The organism is Arthrobacter sp. 179 (genome assembly GCF_052379645.1).
GTDB lineage: Bacteria > Actinomycetota > Actinomycetes > Actinomycetales > Micrococcaceae > Arthrobacter_H.
On sequence record NZ_JBQSYU010000001.1, the window covers coordinates 35,570 to 50,511 of the forward strand.

At 68.4% G+C, this 14,942-nt stretch carries 15 protein-coding genes and 1 pseudogene; 12 read left to right on the top strand and 4 right to left on the bottom strand.

Features of this window, described 5'->3' with window-relative positions:
* Positions 1-13: 13 nt before the first annotated feature.
* Positions 14-778, bottom strand: a complete 765-nt coding sequence (locus tag ACT3UE_RS00185) for a SurA N-terminal domain-containing protein (protein WP_444553854.1) — start codon at positions 776-778, stop codon at positions 14-16.
* 244 nt (positions 779-1,022) lie between these two features.
* Here ACT3UE_RS00185 and ACT3UE_RS00190 point away from each other — a divergent pair, with 244 nt between their 5' ends.
* The 8 genes and pseudogenes from ACT3UE_RS00190 to ACT3UE_RS00225 all read left to right on the top strand — a co-directional run bounded on the left by ACT3UE_RS00190 (position 1,023) and on the right by ACT3UE_RS00225 (position 8,578).
* Positions 1,023-1,781, top strand: a complete 759-nt coding sequence (locus ACT3UE_RS00190; protein ID WP_444553855.1) for a LamB/YcsF family protein — start codon at positions 1,023-1,025, stop codon at positions 1,779-1,781.
* Positions 1,778-3,403, top strand: coding sequence for a carboxyltransferase domain-containing protein (locus ACT3UE_RS00195; protein WP_444566066.1), 1,626 nt, complete (start codon positions 1,778-1,780; stop codon positions 3,401-3,403). The genes ACT3UE_RS00190 and ACT3UE_RS00195 overlap by 4 nt, the downstream gene beginning before the upstream one ends.
* Positions 3,400-4,131, top strand: coding sequence for a GntR family transcriptional regulator (locus ACT3UE_RS00200; RefSeq protein WP_444553857.1), 732 nt, complete (start codon positions 3,400-3,402; stop codon positions 4,129-4,131). Before ACT3UE_RS00195 ends, ACT3UE_RS00200 begins: the two co-directional genes overlap by 4 nt.
* Positions 4,132-4,254: 123 nt before the next feature.
* The gene (locus ACT3UE_RS00205) at positions 4,255-4,512 is read left to right on the top strand and encodes a hypothetical protein (protein WP_444553858.1); all 258 of its coding nucleotides are present in this window, start codon (positions 4,255-4,257) and stop codon (positions 4,510-4,512) included.
* A 19-nt stretch (positions 4,513-4,531) separates the two neighbouring features.
* Positions 4,532-5,413 carry an FHA domain-containing protein gene (locus tag ACT3UE_RS00210; protein ID WP_444566067.1) on the top strand — a complete coding sequence of 294 codons (882 nt, stop codon included), beginning with the start codon at positions 4,532-4,534 and terminating at the stop codon, positions 5,411-5,413.
* A gap of 102 nt (positions 5,414-5,515) precedes the next feature.
* A complete protein-coding gene (locus ACT3UE_RS00215) occupies positions 5,516-6,973 on the top strand; it encodes a GuaB1 family IMP dehydrogenase-related protein (protein ID WP_444553860.1) in 1,458 nt (485 codons plus the stop codon).
* 77 nt (positions 6,974-7,050) lie between these two features.
* Positions 7,051-7,848 carry an ABC transporter ATP-binding protein gene (locus tag ACT3UE_RS00220; RefSeq protein ID WP_444566068.1) on the top strand — a complete coding sequence of 266 codons (798 nt, stop codon included), beginning with the start codon at positions 7,051-7,053 and terminating at the stop codon, positions 7,846-7,848.
* Positions 7,845-8,578 (top strand): annotated as a pseudogene (locus ACT3UE_RS00225) (ABC transporter permease). Before ACT3UE_RS00220 ends, ACT3UE_RS00225 begins: the two are co-directional and overlap by 4 nt.
* Here ACT3UE_RS00225 and ACT3UE_RS00230 read toward each other — a convergent pair.
* Complete coding sequence (locus ACT3UE_RS00230; protein WP_444566069.1) at positions 8,575-9,066, bottom strand: Lrp/AsnC family transcriptional regulator; 492 nt, start codon at positions 9,064-9,066, stop codon at positions 8,575-8,577. The pseudogene ACT3UE_RS00225 and the gene ACT3UE_RS00230 overlap by 4 nt on opposite strands.
* A gap of 177 nt (positions 9,067-9,243) precedes the next feature.
* Between ACT3UE_RS00230 and ald the strand changes: the two genes are divergently transcribed.
* Both ald and ACT3UE_RS00240 read left to right on the top strand, forming a co-directional pair.
* Positions 9,244-10,374: an alanine dehydrogenase gene (gene ald, locus ACT3UE_RS00235; protein ID WP_444553865.1), complete on the top strand. Its 1,131-nt coding sequence runs from the start codon at positions 9,244-9,246 to the stop codon at positions 10,372-10,374.
* Positions 10,375-10,449: 75 nt separating this feature from the next.
* A complete protein-coding gene (locus tag ACT3UE_RS00240) occupies positions 10,450-11,004 on the top strand; it encodes a DUF421 domain-containing protein (protein ID WP_444566070.1) in 555 nt (184 codons plus the stop codon).
* Between the two features lie 16 nt (positions 11,005-11,020).
* Here the strand turns inward: ACT3UE_RS00240 and ACT3UE_RS00245 are convergent, their stop codons facing one another.
* Together ACT3UE_RS00245 and ACT3UE_RS00250 are read right to left on the bottom strand one after the other, a co-directional pair.
* On the bottom strand, positions 11,021-11,473 hold the full coding sequence (locus ACT3UE_RS00245; RefSeq protein ID WP_444553867.1) for a DedA family protein: 453 nt from the start codon (positions 11,471-11,473) through the stop codon (positions 11,021-11,023).
* A 49-nt stretch (positions 11,474-11,522) separates the two neighbouring features.
* A complete protein-coding gene (locus ACT3UE_RS00250; RefSeq protein ID WP_444553868.1) occupies positions 11,523-12,794 on the bottom strand; it encodes an MFS transporter in 1,272 nt (423 codons plus the stop codon).
* A 180-nt stretch (positions 12,795-12,974) separates the two neighbouring features.
* On the opposite strand from ACT3UE_RS00250, the gene ACT3UE_RS00255 reads away from it, so the two are divergent.
* Complete coding sequence (locus ACT3UE_RS00255; RefSeq protein ID WP_444561136.1) at positions 12,975-13,895, top strand: NAD(P)H-binding protein; 921 nt, start codon at positions 12,975-12,977, stop codon at positions 13,893-13,895.
* A gap of 67 nt (positions 13,896-13,962) precedes the next feature.
* Positions 13,963-14,937 carry a D-2-hydroxyacid dehydrogenase family protein gene (locus ACT3UE_RS00260; RefSeq protein WP_444553870.1) on the top strand — a complete coding sequence of 325 codons (975 nt, stop codon included), beginning with the start codon at positions 13,963-13,965 and terminating at the stop codon, positions 14,935-14,937.
* Positions 14,938-14,942: the final 5 nt, after the last annotated feature.

The following is a 14,942-nucleotide window of genomic DNA, read 5'->3' on the forward strand; positions in this document are numbered from 1 at the left end:
AAACGTCTCGATCCTAGAGGTTGATCTTGACGTCGGCGTCCTTACGCAGCTTCTTCACCAGTGTCTGGGTGGCTTCGTTCTCCTTCTGCTGGACGAGCTGCTGCTTCAGCTGGGACTTGGCGTCCTTGTACTTGGGCATCTCCGGGGCGTCCTCACCGGATTTGCCCTGCTGCTTCTGGGCGTCCTCGGCCTTCTTATAGGCGGCCTTCAGCTCCTTTTCGCTGGGTTCGAAGGGACCGGCTTCCTTCTCGATGTAGCCTTCGACCTCGACCTGCTGCTTGATCTGCTTATCAACGGTCTTGCGCTCCATGCCCTGCTTCTTCAGGGCGGCCAGGAACTCCTTCTTATCCATCTGCTGGGACTTCGCCGCTTCGGTCAGCGCCTTGTCCATCTGCCTTTCGGTGGCTTTCACGCCGGCTGTCCTGGCCTTCTGGATCAGCAGTTCGGTGCCGACCATGCCGTCGGCGACCTGCTTCTTCATCTCCGTCTGGTCGGAGAGGTCCTGGCCGGACATCTGTGCCTGCATGGCCGCCTGCTGGAACTGGCTCTCGTAGACACGGGTGAACTCCTTCTTGGAGATGTCCTTGTCATTCACCGTGGCCACGACATCGGGAATGCCCTTCAGGTCCGGCGAGGGGGCGGCCGCCTGCTCACTGGACTGCGAGGAGGGTGCCGCGGACGAGCCATCGGCTTCTTCATTGCCGCCGCTACCGCAGGCAGTGACCAGGGAAAGCGACCCCACCAGTGCCAGTGCGGCCAGCATCTTCTTCTTGTTCACGTGCTACCTCCTGAGGATTTTGAATCTTGTCGAGGCTAGCAATGCGACCTGAACGTCCACTGAAGATCGCCCCCTCCACGGCAGATTTATGCTCTGGGCCAACTTCCGGCCCCTCCGGGCGGGGCCGGTTCTCCGCCGTGGCTGCTCCTCGCCGACGGCGGAACCAGCCCGCAACCATCGGATTGTTGAACAATCATTGTCTCTGGTGCATGCTGGTCGGACCAGCAACCGGACGGAGACCACGGTGCCCACCATCGACCTGAACAGCGACGTCGGCGAATCCTTCGGCGAGTGGAGCAAGGGCGACGATGCCGCCATGTTCCGCTCCGTCACCAGCGCCAATGTCGCCTGCGGCTTCCATGCCGGCGACCCCTCCACCATGGGCCGGACGTGCCGCGATGCCGTGGCTGCCGGAGTAGGCATCGGGGCCCATGTCTCCTATCAGGACCTGGCCGGCTTCGGCCGCCGCTTCGTGGACTGCTCCCCCGTCCAACTGGCCGACGACATCCTGTACCAGCTCGGGGCCCTCGATGCGGTGGCCCGTGCGGCCGGTGGTTCCATCAGCTACGTCAAACCCCATGGCGCCCTCTACAACGCCATCGTCCACCACCGTGAGCACGCCGAGGCCGTCGTCGACGCGGTCAAGGCCTTCGGCAACGATCTGCCCCTGCTCCTGCTGCCCGGATCCGTGGCACTGGAACGCGCCGAATCCGCCGGATTGCGTCCGGTCATCGAGGCCTTCGCGGACCGTGCCTATGATTCCGACGGGTCGCTGGTCCCGCGCCGCGAAGAAGGGGCCGTGCTCCACGATGCGGCAGCCATCAGCACCAACATGGTCCGGCTGGCCACCCGGGGCACCCTGACGGCCCGGGACGGCTCGACGTTGTCGATCCCCGCCGAGAGCATCTGCCTGCACGGCGACACCACCGGAGCCGTCGAACTCGCGGGCGCGGTCCGCCGGGGACTGGAGGAGGCAGGCGTGGACATCCGGCCGTTCGCATGAGGACGACGGCGCTGCGTTGGGCCGGCACGCGCACCCTCCTGGTCGAAGTCGGCACGCTGGAGGACGTCGTGGCCCTCCACCGCCGGTTGACCGATGCTCCGTTGCCCGGACAGATCGAGGTGCTCGCCGCGGCATCCACCGTGATGCTCGCCTTCGACACCCGCGCCCACGCCCTGGCGGCCCCCGCCGCCCTGGACCGGTTGGATGACGGGCCGTCGACCACGGTGGGCGGACGCGAGATCACCGTGGACGTGGTGTACGACGGCGATGACCTCGCCGAGGTCGCCCGGATGACCGGACTGGGCGCCGACGGGGTCATCGCCGCCCACACGGCCCAGCTCTGGACGGCCGCCTTCGGTGGTTTCGCGCCGGGTTTCGCCTACCTCCACGGGGACGACGCGTCCTTGGAGGTGCCGCGTCGGCAGTCCCCACGCACGGCCGTGCCGGCCGGATCGGTGGCCGTGGCGGGGAGGTTCTCGGCCATCTACCCGGCCCGGTCCCCGGGTGGGTGGCAGCTGATCGGCCGCACGCAGGCCGTGATGTGGGATCTGGACCGGGACCCTCCGGCGCTGGTCCGGCCCGGGGACCGGGTCCGCTACCGTGCCGTCCGTGAACTCGTTGAGCTCCACCCGACGGCCGGCACCCCCACCCCACGGGCCGAAGACACCGGAGGCGCCGAGGCCTCCGACACCTCCCTTCTTGTTCTTTCCCCGGGACCGCAGTCCCTGATCCAGGATCTGGGCCGCCCGGGGCTGGGCGATCTCGGGGTTCCGGCGGCAGGTGCCGCCGATACCGCCTCGGCCCGGCAGGCCAACCGGCTGGTGGGAAACCCTGCCCACGCGGCGGTGGTCGAAACCCTGGTGGGAGGACTGCGGATCCAGGCCTGCGGCGAGCTGACGCTGTCCTTGACCGGTGCCGCCGAGACGGCGACGGTCTCCGGACCCCACGGCCGACGGCCCGTGGCGGCCCGCGCACCCTTCGCCCTCCACGATCACGAGGTCCTCACGGTGCAGGCCCCGACCAGCGGATTACGCAGCTACCTCGCGGTCCGCGGCGGGCTGGTGGCCGAGGCGGTGCTGGGCAGCCGTTCGGCGGACACGTTATCGGGCCTCGGCCCGGCACCACTGGTGTCCGGCACCTCGGTGCCGGTCGCTTCCGTGGCCCGCGGGCATATCGTCACCCACCCCGAACCCTCCGTCCTGCCCCGGCCCCGGGAGGGCACCGTAAATCTGCGCATCACCTCCGGCCCCCGGGCCGACTGGTTCGCCCCTGACGCCATCGATGCCCTCTGCCGCCACCCATGGTCCGCCGGAAGCCAGTCGAACCGGGTCGGGCTCCGCCTGGAGACCGGCGACCGGCAAACCCCCGTGGAACGCATCCGGACCGGCGAGCTGTCCAGCGAAGGCACGGCCACCGGCTCCCTGCAGGTTCCCCCCTCGGGGCTGCCCGTCCTCTTCCTCACCGACCATCCCGTCACCGGCGGGTACCCGGTGATCGCCGTCGTCGTCCCCGAGGACCTGCCGGCCGCAGCCCAGGTTCCCCCGGGTACGTCCATCCGCTTCACCGTGGTGGACCCCGACACCCTGCTGCCCCGACCACCAGCCAGGAGCCGGGAGCCATGACGCCTCCAGTTCATGAGCACGACGGCGCTGGCTCCCGTCACGCCCACACGGGGGCGTGGATCGCCGCGGTCCTTCGCCGGCGGATCGCAGCGGGCCTGCTGACCCCGGGGTCGAAGCTCTCCGAGCAGAAGCTCTCGGTGGAGCTCGGTGTCTCGCGCAACACCCTGCGGGAAGCCTTCGGGACACTCGTCGCCGAATCGGTGGTGGTGCGGATCCCCAACCGCGGGGTCTTCGTGGCCTCCCCCGGAGCCGAGGACGTCCGGGAGATCTACCGGGTGCGCCGGGTGATCGAACCCTCCGCCGTCCTGTGGGGCACCCCTGCGGAACGGGAACTGGAAGCCATGGACGCCATCGTCCGCCGGGCCGCGGAGGCCCGGGACGCCGGGTCGGTGCCCGGGATGGCTGACGCGAACCAGGCCCTGCATCAAGCGGTCATCGCCCTGACCGGAAGCCAGACGCTCCAGGTGCTCATGGACCGGGTGCTGGCCCGGATGAGACTGGTCTTCCACACCATGTCCACGACGCCGGATTTCCATCCGCACTACGTGGAACGCAATATCGGCCTCGTGGCCTGCCTGCGGGCCGGCCGGCCGGAGGAGGCGGCCCGGATGCTGCGCGATGGCCTCGATGCCGCCGAGGGGGAAATCCTGGCCCGCATCGAGGCCCGGGCCCCCGATCCGGAGGTCCGCCATCGCGCAGTGCCGGTCACGCCAATACGAAATAAATAGGTCTATCAAATAATTGATAACTAGAATATCGTACTACTTGAGACGAACGCAGTCCCACACCAGACCTGACTCACCCGGAGCAGGCACCGAAATTTCGTCCGCGACCGAAGAGGAAGTTTTGCGATGTCACAGGAAGCCAGCACGCCACAGGAATCCGGAGCAAACCAGGTCAGCGACTGGTCGGATCTGGGCCAGCAGTTGTGGTCCTATCTCACCGGACGCGGCGCAGCCGTGAACTACACGCTCGTTGACATGACCGTCGAAGTCCCCCGGGACATCGGTCCGGACGCACCTCGTGCGACCTGGAAGTTCGACGGCACGCTGCGGGTCACCACCAGCGATGATCAGGCCGTCGGCTCGGACCCCCACCGGGATCGGTGATGATCCGATGAGACTGGATATGGACCTCGCCTTCTCAGTCACCGTCCCGGCGACCGATACCGAGCCGGAGTCCACGGTGAACGGAACCATGAAGGCCAACGGGACCGAGGTGGTCATCAGCACCGACACCCCCGATCTGTACCGGATCGGTCCGCGTGCCGATCTGCGCTCGGTCAGGGGATTCGCCAAGGAGCTCAGCGAGTGGGGCCTGAGTGTTTCACTGGCTTCACCCGAAGGGACCATCGTGTCGCTGGGAGCCGTCAAGGCCAATGCCGCACAGCGGCTACTCACCAGATCGGCCCACATCCGGCCGGGAAAGGACGGGACTTGGTCCGCGCTGCTCCGCGGTTCCCCGGGCGATCCCGCACAGAGCCTGGTTCCCCCGGGAACACCCTTCCCGCTCTCGCCCACGTTCCAGCGCAACTACCGGATGCGACCGACGACGACCCACTACACCTATGGTGGCGGCCGCCCACGGTTGATCTTCGTGAAGGACGGCGAAGCCTGGGACGGGCGCCCGGCGCAGGTCTTCGACCTGAGCGTAGAAACCACGGTGATCGGCGGCAACGCCGAGGCCGAACTCCGGCTACCGCAGACCAGCGATGCCCATGCCACCATCACCCACTCCACGGATGATGAGTACATCCTCACGGCCACCTCACCGGTGACCGGCAGCACCCGGTTGCCGGAGGGTGGCTCCTACACGTTGCGTACCGGCGCCCGCATCGGCATCGGCCCCTGGCGGCTGGTCTTCGTCCGCGAGGAATATGCCGACCATGGTCGCCCCCATGGCGGTCGGCAAGGCGGCGAGTTGGCCTACCAGAAGCCGCAGTACGATCACCGGTATGGAGCGGTCGAACACGACGCAATCTACGGACTGGGAGACCCGCGCGAGGACTAGCCCCGGGTGCCTCGCCACGCATGGCGCGGCGAGGCACCGGACATGCCCCACGACCCCGGCGGTGGTGTCGCGTGGACTCATTTGAACGGTACCCTCGAGCATGTGAAGTTTCTCAATGACGTCAACCCGTCCCATGACCTGACCTATAACGACACCTTCATGGTGCCCTCGCGTTCGGCCATCGCCTCACGCACGAGCGTGGACCTGACCACCCCCGACGGCATCGGAACCTCGATCCCGTTGGTGGTGTCCAACATGACCGCCGTCGCCGGACGGCGCATGGCGGAAACCGTGGCCCGTCGCGGAGGCATCGCGATCCTGCCCCAGGACATCAGCCGGGAGGCGGTCGACGACATGGTCGGCCAGGTCAAGGGCGCCCATACCGTCTTCGAAACCCCGATCACCGTCCAGACCACCGATTCCGTCTCGACCGCCCTGTCCCTGCTGGGGAAGCGGTCCCACGGGGCCGCCGTCGTCCTCAACGGCCACGAGCCGGTGGGCATCGTCACCCTGGGCGACTGCCAGGAGGTCGACCGCTTTGCCCGCATCTCCGAGGTGATGAGCGAGAACATCGTCACCGCTTCGGTCGACGAGGACCCGCGCGCCGTCTTCGATACGATCGCCGAACGCCATCTGTCCATGGTTCCCATGCTCGAGGACGGCCGGCTGGCCGGGGTGCTGACCCGCAAGGGCATCCTGCGCTCGACCATCTACTCCCCCGCCGTCGACCCGCAGGGCCGGCTCATGGTCGGTGGCGCCGTGGGCATCAACGGGGACGTGGGGGCCAAGACCACCAGCCTGCTCGAATCCGGCGTCGACGTCCTCGTCGTGGACACCGCCCACGGCCACCAGGAGAAGATGATCGAGGCGCTGCCGCAGGTCACCGCCGCCCGGGATGAATTCGCCGAACGCACCGGCCGTCGGCTGAAGGTCGTGGCCGGGAACGTCGTGGCCGCCGAGGGGGTGACCGATCTGGTCTCCGCCGGGGCGGACATCCTGAAGGTCGGCGTCGGCCCGGGGGCCATGTGCACCACCCGCATGATGACCGGGGTGGGACGCCCCCAGTTCTCGGCCGTGCTCGAATGCGCGCAGGCTGCCCACGAATCGGGGGCCGAAGTCTGGGCCGACGGCGGGGTGAAGTACCCGCGCGACGTCGCCCTGGCCCTGGCCGCGGGCGCCGCCAGCGTCATGATCGGCTCCTGGTTCGCCGGAACCCACGAATCCGCGGGCGACCTGGTGGTGGACCCCCACGGCCGCTCCTATAAGGAAAGCTTCGGGATGGCCTCCGCCCGTGCCGTGCAGAACCGTACCAAGAGGCAGTCGGCCTTCGACCGGGCCCGTTCGGGACTATTTGAGGAAGGCATCTCGCATTCGCGGATGTACCTCGACCCGGCGCGTCCCGGGGTGGAGGACCTGGTTGATTCGATCATTTCCGGCGTCCGTTCCTCCTTCACCTACGCGGGAGCCGAGTCGATCGCCAGGTTCCGCGAACGTGCCGTCGTCGGCGTGCAGTCCAGCGCCGGCTATGAGGAAGGCCGTCCCCGCGAAACCTCCTGGTAGCCACCCGCTCCGGGCCGCCGGCCGGATGCGGGCCCACGGGCTTGACCCGTGGCCCCGGCAGGGATCTCATGGGTTCCATGGGCACTGAGGCACCAGCCATCGAAGTCGACGACCTGGTGGTCCGTCGCGGCCGGACCGTGGTCCTGGACGGACTGGGGTTCTCGGTCGGTTCCGGGGACGTGGTGGGGTTGCTTGGCCCCAGCGGCTGCGGGAAGTCGACCCTGCTGCGCAGCATCGTCGGAACCCAGCTGGTCCACGGCGGGAGTGTCCGGGTCCTCGGCGAGCCGGCCGGTTCCCGGCAGCTCCGCCGCCGGGTCAGCTACATGACCCAATCGCTGAGCATCTATGACGATCTCACGGTGCGGCAGAACCTCGAATACTTCCGCAAGGTCCTCGTCGCCCCCGGCGGGGACACCGACCGGGTGCTGGAGCTGACGGATCTGGCCGGTTCGGCCCATGAGGTCACCGAAAACCTCTCGGGTGGCCAGCGCAGCCGGGTTTCGCTGGCGGTGGCCCTGCTCGGGGACCCCGAGGTGATGATCCTGGATGAGCCCACCGTCGGACTCGATCCCGTGCTGCGGGCGGACCTCTGGTCCCTCTTCCGGCAATTGGCCGCGGACGGGGCCACCCTGCTGATCTCCAGCCATGTGATGGATGAGGCGACCCGGTGCGACCGGTTGCTGCTGATGCGCGAGGGCAGGTTCATTGCCGACGATTCCCCCGCCGGACTGCTGCGGAGCACGGGAACCGGGACCACCGAGGAGGCCTTCCTGACCCTGATCGCCGCCAACGACCCGCCGGCCACGGCCACCCCGCGGACCCGCGGACGGCATCGCCGGGCCCCGGCCGGTCAGGCCCCGGGAGGCAACCGGTGAGCCCCTCGGGCACCTGGGCGACCGCCGGACGCGTCCTGGCGCAGATCCTTCATGATCCACGCACGATCGCCCTCCTGCTGGTCGTCCCGAGCCTCCTGATCGGCCTGGTGGCCTGGATCTTCTCCGAGACCGACGTCTTCAGCACCATCGGGCCGGCCCTCATCGCGATGTTCCCGTTCATCGTCATGTTCCTGGTGGCGAGCATCAGCACGCTGCGCGAACGTCGTTCCGGGACCCTTGAACGGCTGTTGACCATGCCCCTGGGCAAGGGGTCCTTCGTGCTCGGCTACGCGTTGGCCTTCGGTCTGCTCGCGGTGGCGCAGACGGCGATCGCCGTGGCATTCTCGATCTGGGTCTGCGGTCTGGAGATCAACGGCCGGCTCTGGCTGCTCTTCCTGGTCGCGGTGGCCGATGCCCTGCTGGGCACCGCCCTGGGCCTGCTGGCCAGTGCCTTTGCCCGCACCGAGTTCCAGGTCGTGCAGTTCATGCCTGCCTTCGTCTTCCCGCAGATCCTCCTGGGGGACTCTTCCTGCCCCGCGCCCAGCTCCCGGACGTGCTGGAAACGATCGGGGACTGGCTGCCGCTCTCCCACGCCATGGACGCCCTGACCGCCGTGGCCACCGGTGACGAGGACTCCGGCTACATCGTGGTGCGGACCCTGTTCATCGGGGCGTGGATCGTCGGTTCCATCGTCCTGGGTTCGATCACCCTGCGCCGCCGCACGCCCTAGAGCCAGGGAACTTCGCCGCGGGTATGTTCGAAGACCAGTGAGGTCTGCGTGGAGGCCACCGCCGGATTGGCCGAGAGGTTGTCCAGGACGAACTGGCGCACATCGTTGGAATCCTTGACCGCCACGTGGATCACGAAGTCATCCGTTCCTCCCAGGAAGAACAGCTGCATCACCCCGGCCTTGCTGCGGATCTCCTCGGCGAAACTGGACATCAGGTGCCGTGCCCCGGGGCGGATCCGCACGAAGATCAGCGCCTCGAGCGCATGCCCGAGGACCTCCGGATCCAGATCCAAGGTGAATTTGCGGATGACCCCCGTCTCACGCAGCGCGTTCATGCGGGCCAGGCAGGTCGAGGGGGCGATCCCGAGCTCCTCGGCCAAGGAGTTGTTGGTCCGCCGCGAGTTCTCGGTGAGCATCCGCAACAGACCACGGTCGATATCATCGAGCTCGTAATGCCGACTGGTCCGAACATTCTTCGCTGTGGCCACGTCACACTCTTTCGGGCGGATGGAAATTACGGATATTCTCGATTGTACCGAAATAAAATCTGCGTCACACCCGAAGAACCGCAGGAAAGCCACCACTGTTTCGTACCGCCAGCCGTCGACCCCTGGAGAGGAAATCCGAGGGTCCGTCACGGCGTACAGACCCACCAAGGAGTCCTCATGATCATCGGCGTCCCCCGTGAAATCAAGAACAACGAGTTCCGCGTCGCCATCACCCCGGCAGGGGTCTCCGAATTCGTCGCCCAGGGTCACGAGGTCCTCGTCGAGACCGGCGCGGGCCTCGGCTCGGGCATCCCCGACGAACTCTACGTCGACGCAGGGGCGACGATCGCCTCGGACGCCGACGGGGCCTGGGCCGACGCCGACATGGTGCTCAAGGTCAAGGAACCCGTCGCCGAGGAATACCACCGCATCCGTGCCGGCCAGATCCTCTTCGCCTACCTGCATCTGGCCGCCTCGAGCGAGTGCGCCCGGGCCATCATCGACGCCGGCGCCACGGCGATCGCCTACGAGACGGTCACCGCCGGCCGGACCCTGCCGCTGCTGGCGCCCATGTCCGAAGTCGCCGGTCGGCTCGCCGCACAGATCGGGGCCTTCCAGCTCCAACAGCCCACCGGCGGCTCGGGCATCCTGATGGGCGGCGTGCCCGGCACCCGCCCGGCCAAGGTCGTGGTCATCGGTGGTGGTGTCGCCGGTGAAAATGCGGCGGCGATCACCTCCGGCATGGGCGCCGACGTGACGATCATCGACATCAGCCTGGCCCGGTTGAAGGAAATCGATGTCGCCTACAACGGTCGGATCAAGACGCTGGCCTCCACGAAGTTCACGATCGCCGGCGAGGTCGCCGCGGCGGATCTGGTCATCGGTTCGGTGCTGATCCCCGGGGCCGCGGCCCCGAAGCTGGTCACCACGGAGATGGTCTCGCATATGCGTCCGGGATCGGTGTTGGTGGACATCGCGATCGACCAGGGTGGCTGCTTCGAGGGATCGCATGCCACCACGCATGTCGACCCCACCTATACGGTGCACGACGCCGTCTACTACTGCGTGGGGAACATGCCCGGCGCCGTCCCGCAGACCTCGACGGTGGCGCTGACCAACGCGACCTTGCCCTACGCGCTACGGATCGCCTCCAAGGGCTGGCAGCAGGCACTACAGGACGACGACGGGCTCGCCAACGGCTTGACCGTGCACGACGGCCACGTCACCTTCGCCCCCGTGGCCGAGGCCCTGGGGCTGGCCCACACCCCGACCGCAGAGGTTCTCGCCGCAGCAACGAACCACGCGTAGGCCCCTCCGCCGCTGCTCCCCGTCGGGCCCCAGCCGCCTACCGGTCTAGGCTTGAGGCTGGCGGAAAGGAAAAAGATGTGGGAAGAATATGGACTGACGTGGGTTGATGCGGCACGGGTGGTGGTATCCGCCATTGCGCTCTACCTCGTGGTGCTGGGGCTGATCAGGGTCATGGGCCAGCGCACGATGGCGAGCCTGTCCAGCTTCGACCTGGCAGCCGCCGTAGCCCTCGGCGCCGTCGTCGGGCGGGCGATCCTCGGCTACACCCCGACGGTGGTCGCCGGCGCCCTGGGACTGGTCACCCTGCTGGCGCTGCAGGCGGTTACCGGTCAGCTGCGTCGGTTCCGGCGGGTCTCGGGAATGATCAACAACCGCGCGTTCATACTCATGGCCGGGGACGAGGTCATCCAGGCCAACCTGCGGCGGACCCACGTCTCCGAGCGGGAACTGGTGGCCCGGCTGCGCCAGGCAGGCATCCGCCACCGCACCGAGGTCGCCTGCGTGATCCTGGAGTCCACCGGGCAGATCAGCATCCTGCGTTCGGGGGTCCTGATCGAACCGCGGATGCTCGAAGGCGTCACGGGCGCGGATCTGGTCCCGGCCTCGTTCATGGCGGTCCCCTCCGACTAGGGGCAAGCCCCATGCTCTAGCCGTTCCGGCGCCGGTACCTGATCCACAGGACGGCCCCGGCCACCACCACGACCCCGGCCAACGCGATCCACTGCCAGCCGACCGCGATGGCCGCGTAGACCACCGCCATCCCCACCGTGGCGTAGATCAACGCCCACATCAGGCAGCCGACGATCACGGCGGGCAGGTAGCGCGACAACGGCATCCGGGACATCCCCGCGCTGGCGTTCACCGCGGTCTGGATCCCGATGGTGAGGAAGGACAGCGGAACCGCCAGGATCCCCCAGCGGGCGACGAAGCGCTGGGCCCGGCGGTAGATCGGGCCTTCCAGGACGTATTCGAAGCGGGAATGGCTCACCCCCGCGGCGACCCCGCGACCCACCCAGTAGGTCGTGTTCGCCCGCGCCATGGAGAGCAGGAAGAGGAAGAGGTACGCCCAGCCGAAGGGAGCCTCGCGTAACCAATCCATTCACCCAGAATACCGCCGAATCCAGGGCGTCCCGACCACGGCCGGACCCTTAGGGAACGGATTTGATCCGATACACCAGGGCGGCCGCCGCCAGACCGATGATCGCCGCCAAGACGAACAGGGCCATGTAGCCGCCGAGGAACTTCACCGCCAGCAACGCCAGCGCCGGGGCGACCACCTGGGGCAGCGCGGCCGCGACATTGACCACCCCCATGTCCTTGCCACGGGCCGCTGCCGAGGGCAGCACCTGGGTCAACAGCGCGAAGTCGACCGCGAGATAGGCCCCGAAGCCGATGCCCAGGACCGCCGCGCCGACCATCGCCGCCGGCCAGACCTGGAAGAACGCCATGATCAGCGCGGCGCAGGCGATCACCGCCGAGGCCCCGGCGACGAAGACCTTGCGCTGTCCCACCCGGTCGCTCCACCGCCCGGCCAGCACGCTGGTGATGACCACCATGACCGCGTAGAGCCCGGTCAGCACCAGCACCCCGGCGGCGGGATCCGGATGGTGGATCACATCGGTGAGGAAGAACAGCAGGTAGACGATGACCAGCTGGTTGCCCACGAACATGAGGAAACGGGTCAGCCAGGCCCAGCCGAAGTCCGGATGCTTCACGGGGTTGATCCAGAAGGAGCGCAGGAACCGGCCGAGCCGGAACGGCGGATGGTGCCCCGGAGGAAGGACCGGATCATCACGATGGGTCAGGTAGGGGATCACCCCGACGGCGATGGCCGCCGCGCAGATCCAGTATCCGACGGCAATGTTGCCGGAGATGACGAATCCGACGACGGATCCCCCGAGGATGCCCAGGGTCTGGCCCATGGCCGCCAGCCCGCCCACGGAAGCCCGCTGGGCGACCGGCACCCGGTCCGGGACCGCAGCGGTGATGGTCGAGTACATGGCGTTGCAGCCGGCCTGGACCAACGCCCAGCCGATCACCAGGGCGGCGACCGTGGTGGCCCCGGAAAGGAAGAGCATCGCCGCGGTGCCCAGCACCGCTCCGGCGAGGATCCACGGCGAGCGCCGGCCCCATCTGGAGGTGGTCCGGTCCGACAGGGCCCCGGTGACGGGGTTGGCGACCAGCGCGACGGCGGCACCGCAGGCGGTCACCAGGGTGAGGATGGCTTCCTTGTTCCCGGCGTCGATCGCCGTGGCCTGCAACCCGATCAGGATGTTGATGGGCGCGAAGAACGCGACGTTGATGACCAGGTTGACCATGATCGCCCCGGTCACCCAGCGGGCTCCGACGCGTCGGGTCGGCTCGATCAGTGCTTCCGCGGGGGAGGCGGCGGTCCCGGCCCCGGTGGCGTCCTCGTTCACGACTCCCCCGTTCACAGGACGCCTTGCAGCGCACCGGCTCCTACGGTTCCTACCAGGGCGATGATCAACAGCCACGTCAGGGGCTTGGCGAGGGAACGAGTTTTTTTCATGATGTCGCCATCGTATTCGCAACCGCCCCCTCCGCCCATTCCACGTCGCCCCCGGCGTACCGTGGGGGTCATGACCGACGACGTTTCCCCCAACACCCCCTTGATCGCCATCACCGGCGCCACCGGCAAGGTCGGTTCCCGGGTGGCCCGCCGCCTGGCCGGAACGGTGCGGTTGCGGCTGTTCTCCCGTGACGTCGAACGGGCCGAGGCCGCGGCCCGCGCGCTGCCCCGCACGACGGCGGCCGCCGAGGCTTCCGCGGCGGCCCTGGACTTCGCCGATCAGCCGGGGGCCGTCCGTGCCCTGGAGGGGGTCGACGTCGTCCTCATGGTCTCCGCGGAGGAGGCCTCCGACCGGCTGGCCCAGCATGCCGCGTTCATCCGGGCGGCACGGGCGGCCGGGGTGGGACAAATCGTCTATACCTCGTTCTTCGCCGCCGCCCCCGATGCCGTCTTCACCCTGGCCCGCGACCACTTTGCCACCGAGAAGCTGCTGGCCGATTCCGGGGTGCCGCATACGATCCTGCGCGATAACTTCTACCAGGACGTCTTCCCGCTCTTCGCCGGTGACGACCATCTTCTGCGCGGCCCGGCGGCCGAGGGCAGGGTTTCCGCGGTGGCCCGGGACGACGTCGCCGCGGTGGCGGCAGTGGTGCTCGCCGAAGCCGCCGTGGCCTGGGCCGCCGGGCGGGAACCGGTCCATGCCGGCCACACCTACGACCTGACCGGGCCCGAGGCGTTCGACCTCCATCAGGCGGCAGCGGTGATGACCGAGGTCACCGGGGTGCAGACCCGCTACCTCCACGAGACCGTGGCCGAAGCCCTGGCCTCCCGGGACGGTCTGGGTGCCCCCGACTGGCAGATGGACGCCTGGATCAGCACCTACACCGCGATCGCCTCCGGGGAGCTGGAACCGGTCAGTGCGGATGTCGAACGGCTGCTGGGCCGTCCGGCGCAATCGCTGCGCCGGACGTTGGAACGCCTGCAGGACTGACCGGCACCCGCCCCCGGCGACCGCGCCGGGTCCACGGACCACGAGAACCAGTACGAAAGGCCCTGCCATGTCCCCCACCAACCCTCCGGCCCACCGGCTGGCCATCCTCGACGACCATCAGGACGTCGCCTTGGATTTCGCGCCCTGGACCACGCTGGAGGACGTCGAGATCGTCGTCTTCCACGACACCCTGGCCACCGCCCGGGACACCGTGGAGGCCCTGGCGGGATTCGACATCATCGTCGCCATGCGCGAACGCACGGCCTTCGATGCCGAGATCATCGCCGGCCTGCCCGGGTTGAAGCTGCTGGTCACCACCGGAAAGGTCAACGCCTCCATCGACCTCGACGCCGCCACCGGGGCCGGCATCACGGTCTGCGGGACCGCCGGGTCCACCACCGCCACCCCCGAGCTCACGTGGGCACTGCTCATGGCCTGGATGCGGGATGTCCCGGCCCAACAGGCGTCGTTGCGGGCCGGCACCTGGCAAAACGGTACCGACGTCGGCTTCGGCCTCTGCGGCAGCACCCTGGGCATCCTGGGACTGGGCCGGATCGGTTCACGCATCGCCGCCTACGGGGCGGCCTTCGGGATGGACATCATCGCCTGGAGCCAGAACCTGGAAGCGGACCGGGCCGCCGCGGCAGGGGCCCGGCTCGTGGGTCGCGAGGAACTGTTCGCCTCCGCCGATGTCCTGAGCGTCCACCTGCAGCTCTCGGAACGCACTCGCGGACTGGTCGACGAGACGAATCTTCGCCTGCTGGGGCCCGCCGGGCTGCTGGTGAACACCTCACGGGCCGCGATCGTGGACCAGGAGGCAATGCTGCGGGGTCTGCATGAAGGCTGGCTGGGCGGCGCGGCACTGGATGTCTTCGACGTCGAACCGCTCCCGGCCGACCACCCGGTCATCGCCGCGCCGCGGACCGTGCTCAGCCCGCATCTGGGCTACGTCACCCGGCAGACCTACGAGGTCTTCTACGGGCAGGCCTTCGAGAACGTGAAGGCCTGGCTGGCCGGTGCCCCGTTGCGTCGGCTGAACTAGGACGC

What these genes read in the sequence shown, in the direction of transcription:
- ACT3UE_RS00195 (WP_444566066.1), top strand. Translation starts at nt 1,778, where the DNA reads ATGAGGACGACGGCGCTGCGTTGGGCCGGCACGCGCACCCTCCTGGTC.
- ACT3UE_RS00200 (WP_444553857.1), top strand. Translation starts at nt 3,400, where the DNA reads ATGACGCCTCCAGTTCATGAGCACGACGGCGCTGGCTCCCGTCACGCC.
- ACT3UE_RS00205 (WP_444553858.1), top strand. Translation starts at nt 4,255, where the DNA reads ATGTCACAGGAAGCCAGCACGCCACAGGAATCCGGAGCAAACCAGGTC.
- ACT3UE_RS00210 (WP_444566067.1), top strand. Translation starts at nt 4,532, where the DNA reads ATGGACCTCGCCTTCTCAGTCACCGTCCCGGCGACCGATACCGAGCCG.
- ACT3UE_RS00220 (WP_444566068.1), top strand. Translation starts at nt 7,051, where the DNA reads ATGGGCACTGAGGCACCAGCCATCGAAGTCGACGACCTGGTGGTCCGT.
- ald (WP_444553865.1), top strand. Translation starts at nt 9,244, where the DNA reads ATGATCATCGGCGTCCCCCGTGAAATCAAGAACAACGAGTTCCGCGTC.
- ACT3UE_RS00240 (WP_444566070.1), top strand. Translation starts at nt 10,450, where the DNA reads ATGTGGGAAGAATATGGACTGACGTGGGTTGATGCGGCACGGGTGGTG.
- ACT3UE_RS00245 (WP_444553867.1), bottom strand. Translation starts at nt 11,473, where the DNA reads ATGGATTGGTTACGCGAGGCTCCCTTCGGCTGGGCGTACCTCTTCCTC.
- ACT3UE_RS00255 (WP_444561136.1), top strand. Translation starts at nt 12,975, where the DNA reads ATGACCGACGACGTTTCCCCCAACACCCCCTTGATCGCCATCACCGGC.
- ACT3UE_RS00260 (WP_444553870.1), top strand. Translation starts at nt 13,963, where the DNA reads ATGTCCCCCACCAACCCTCCGGCCCACCGGCTGGCCATCCTCGACGAC.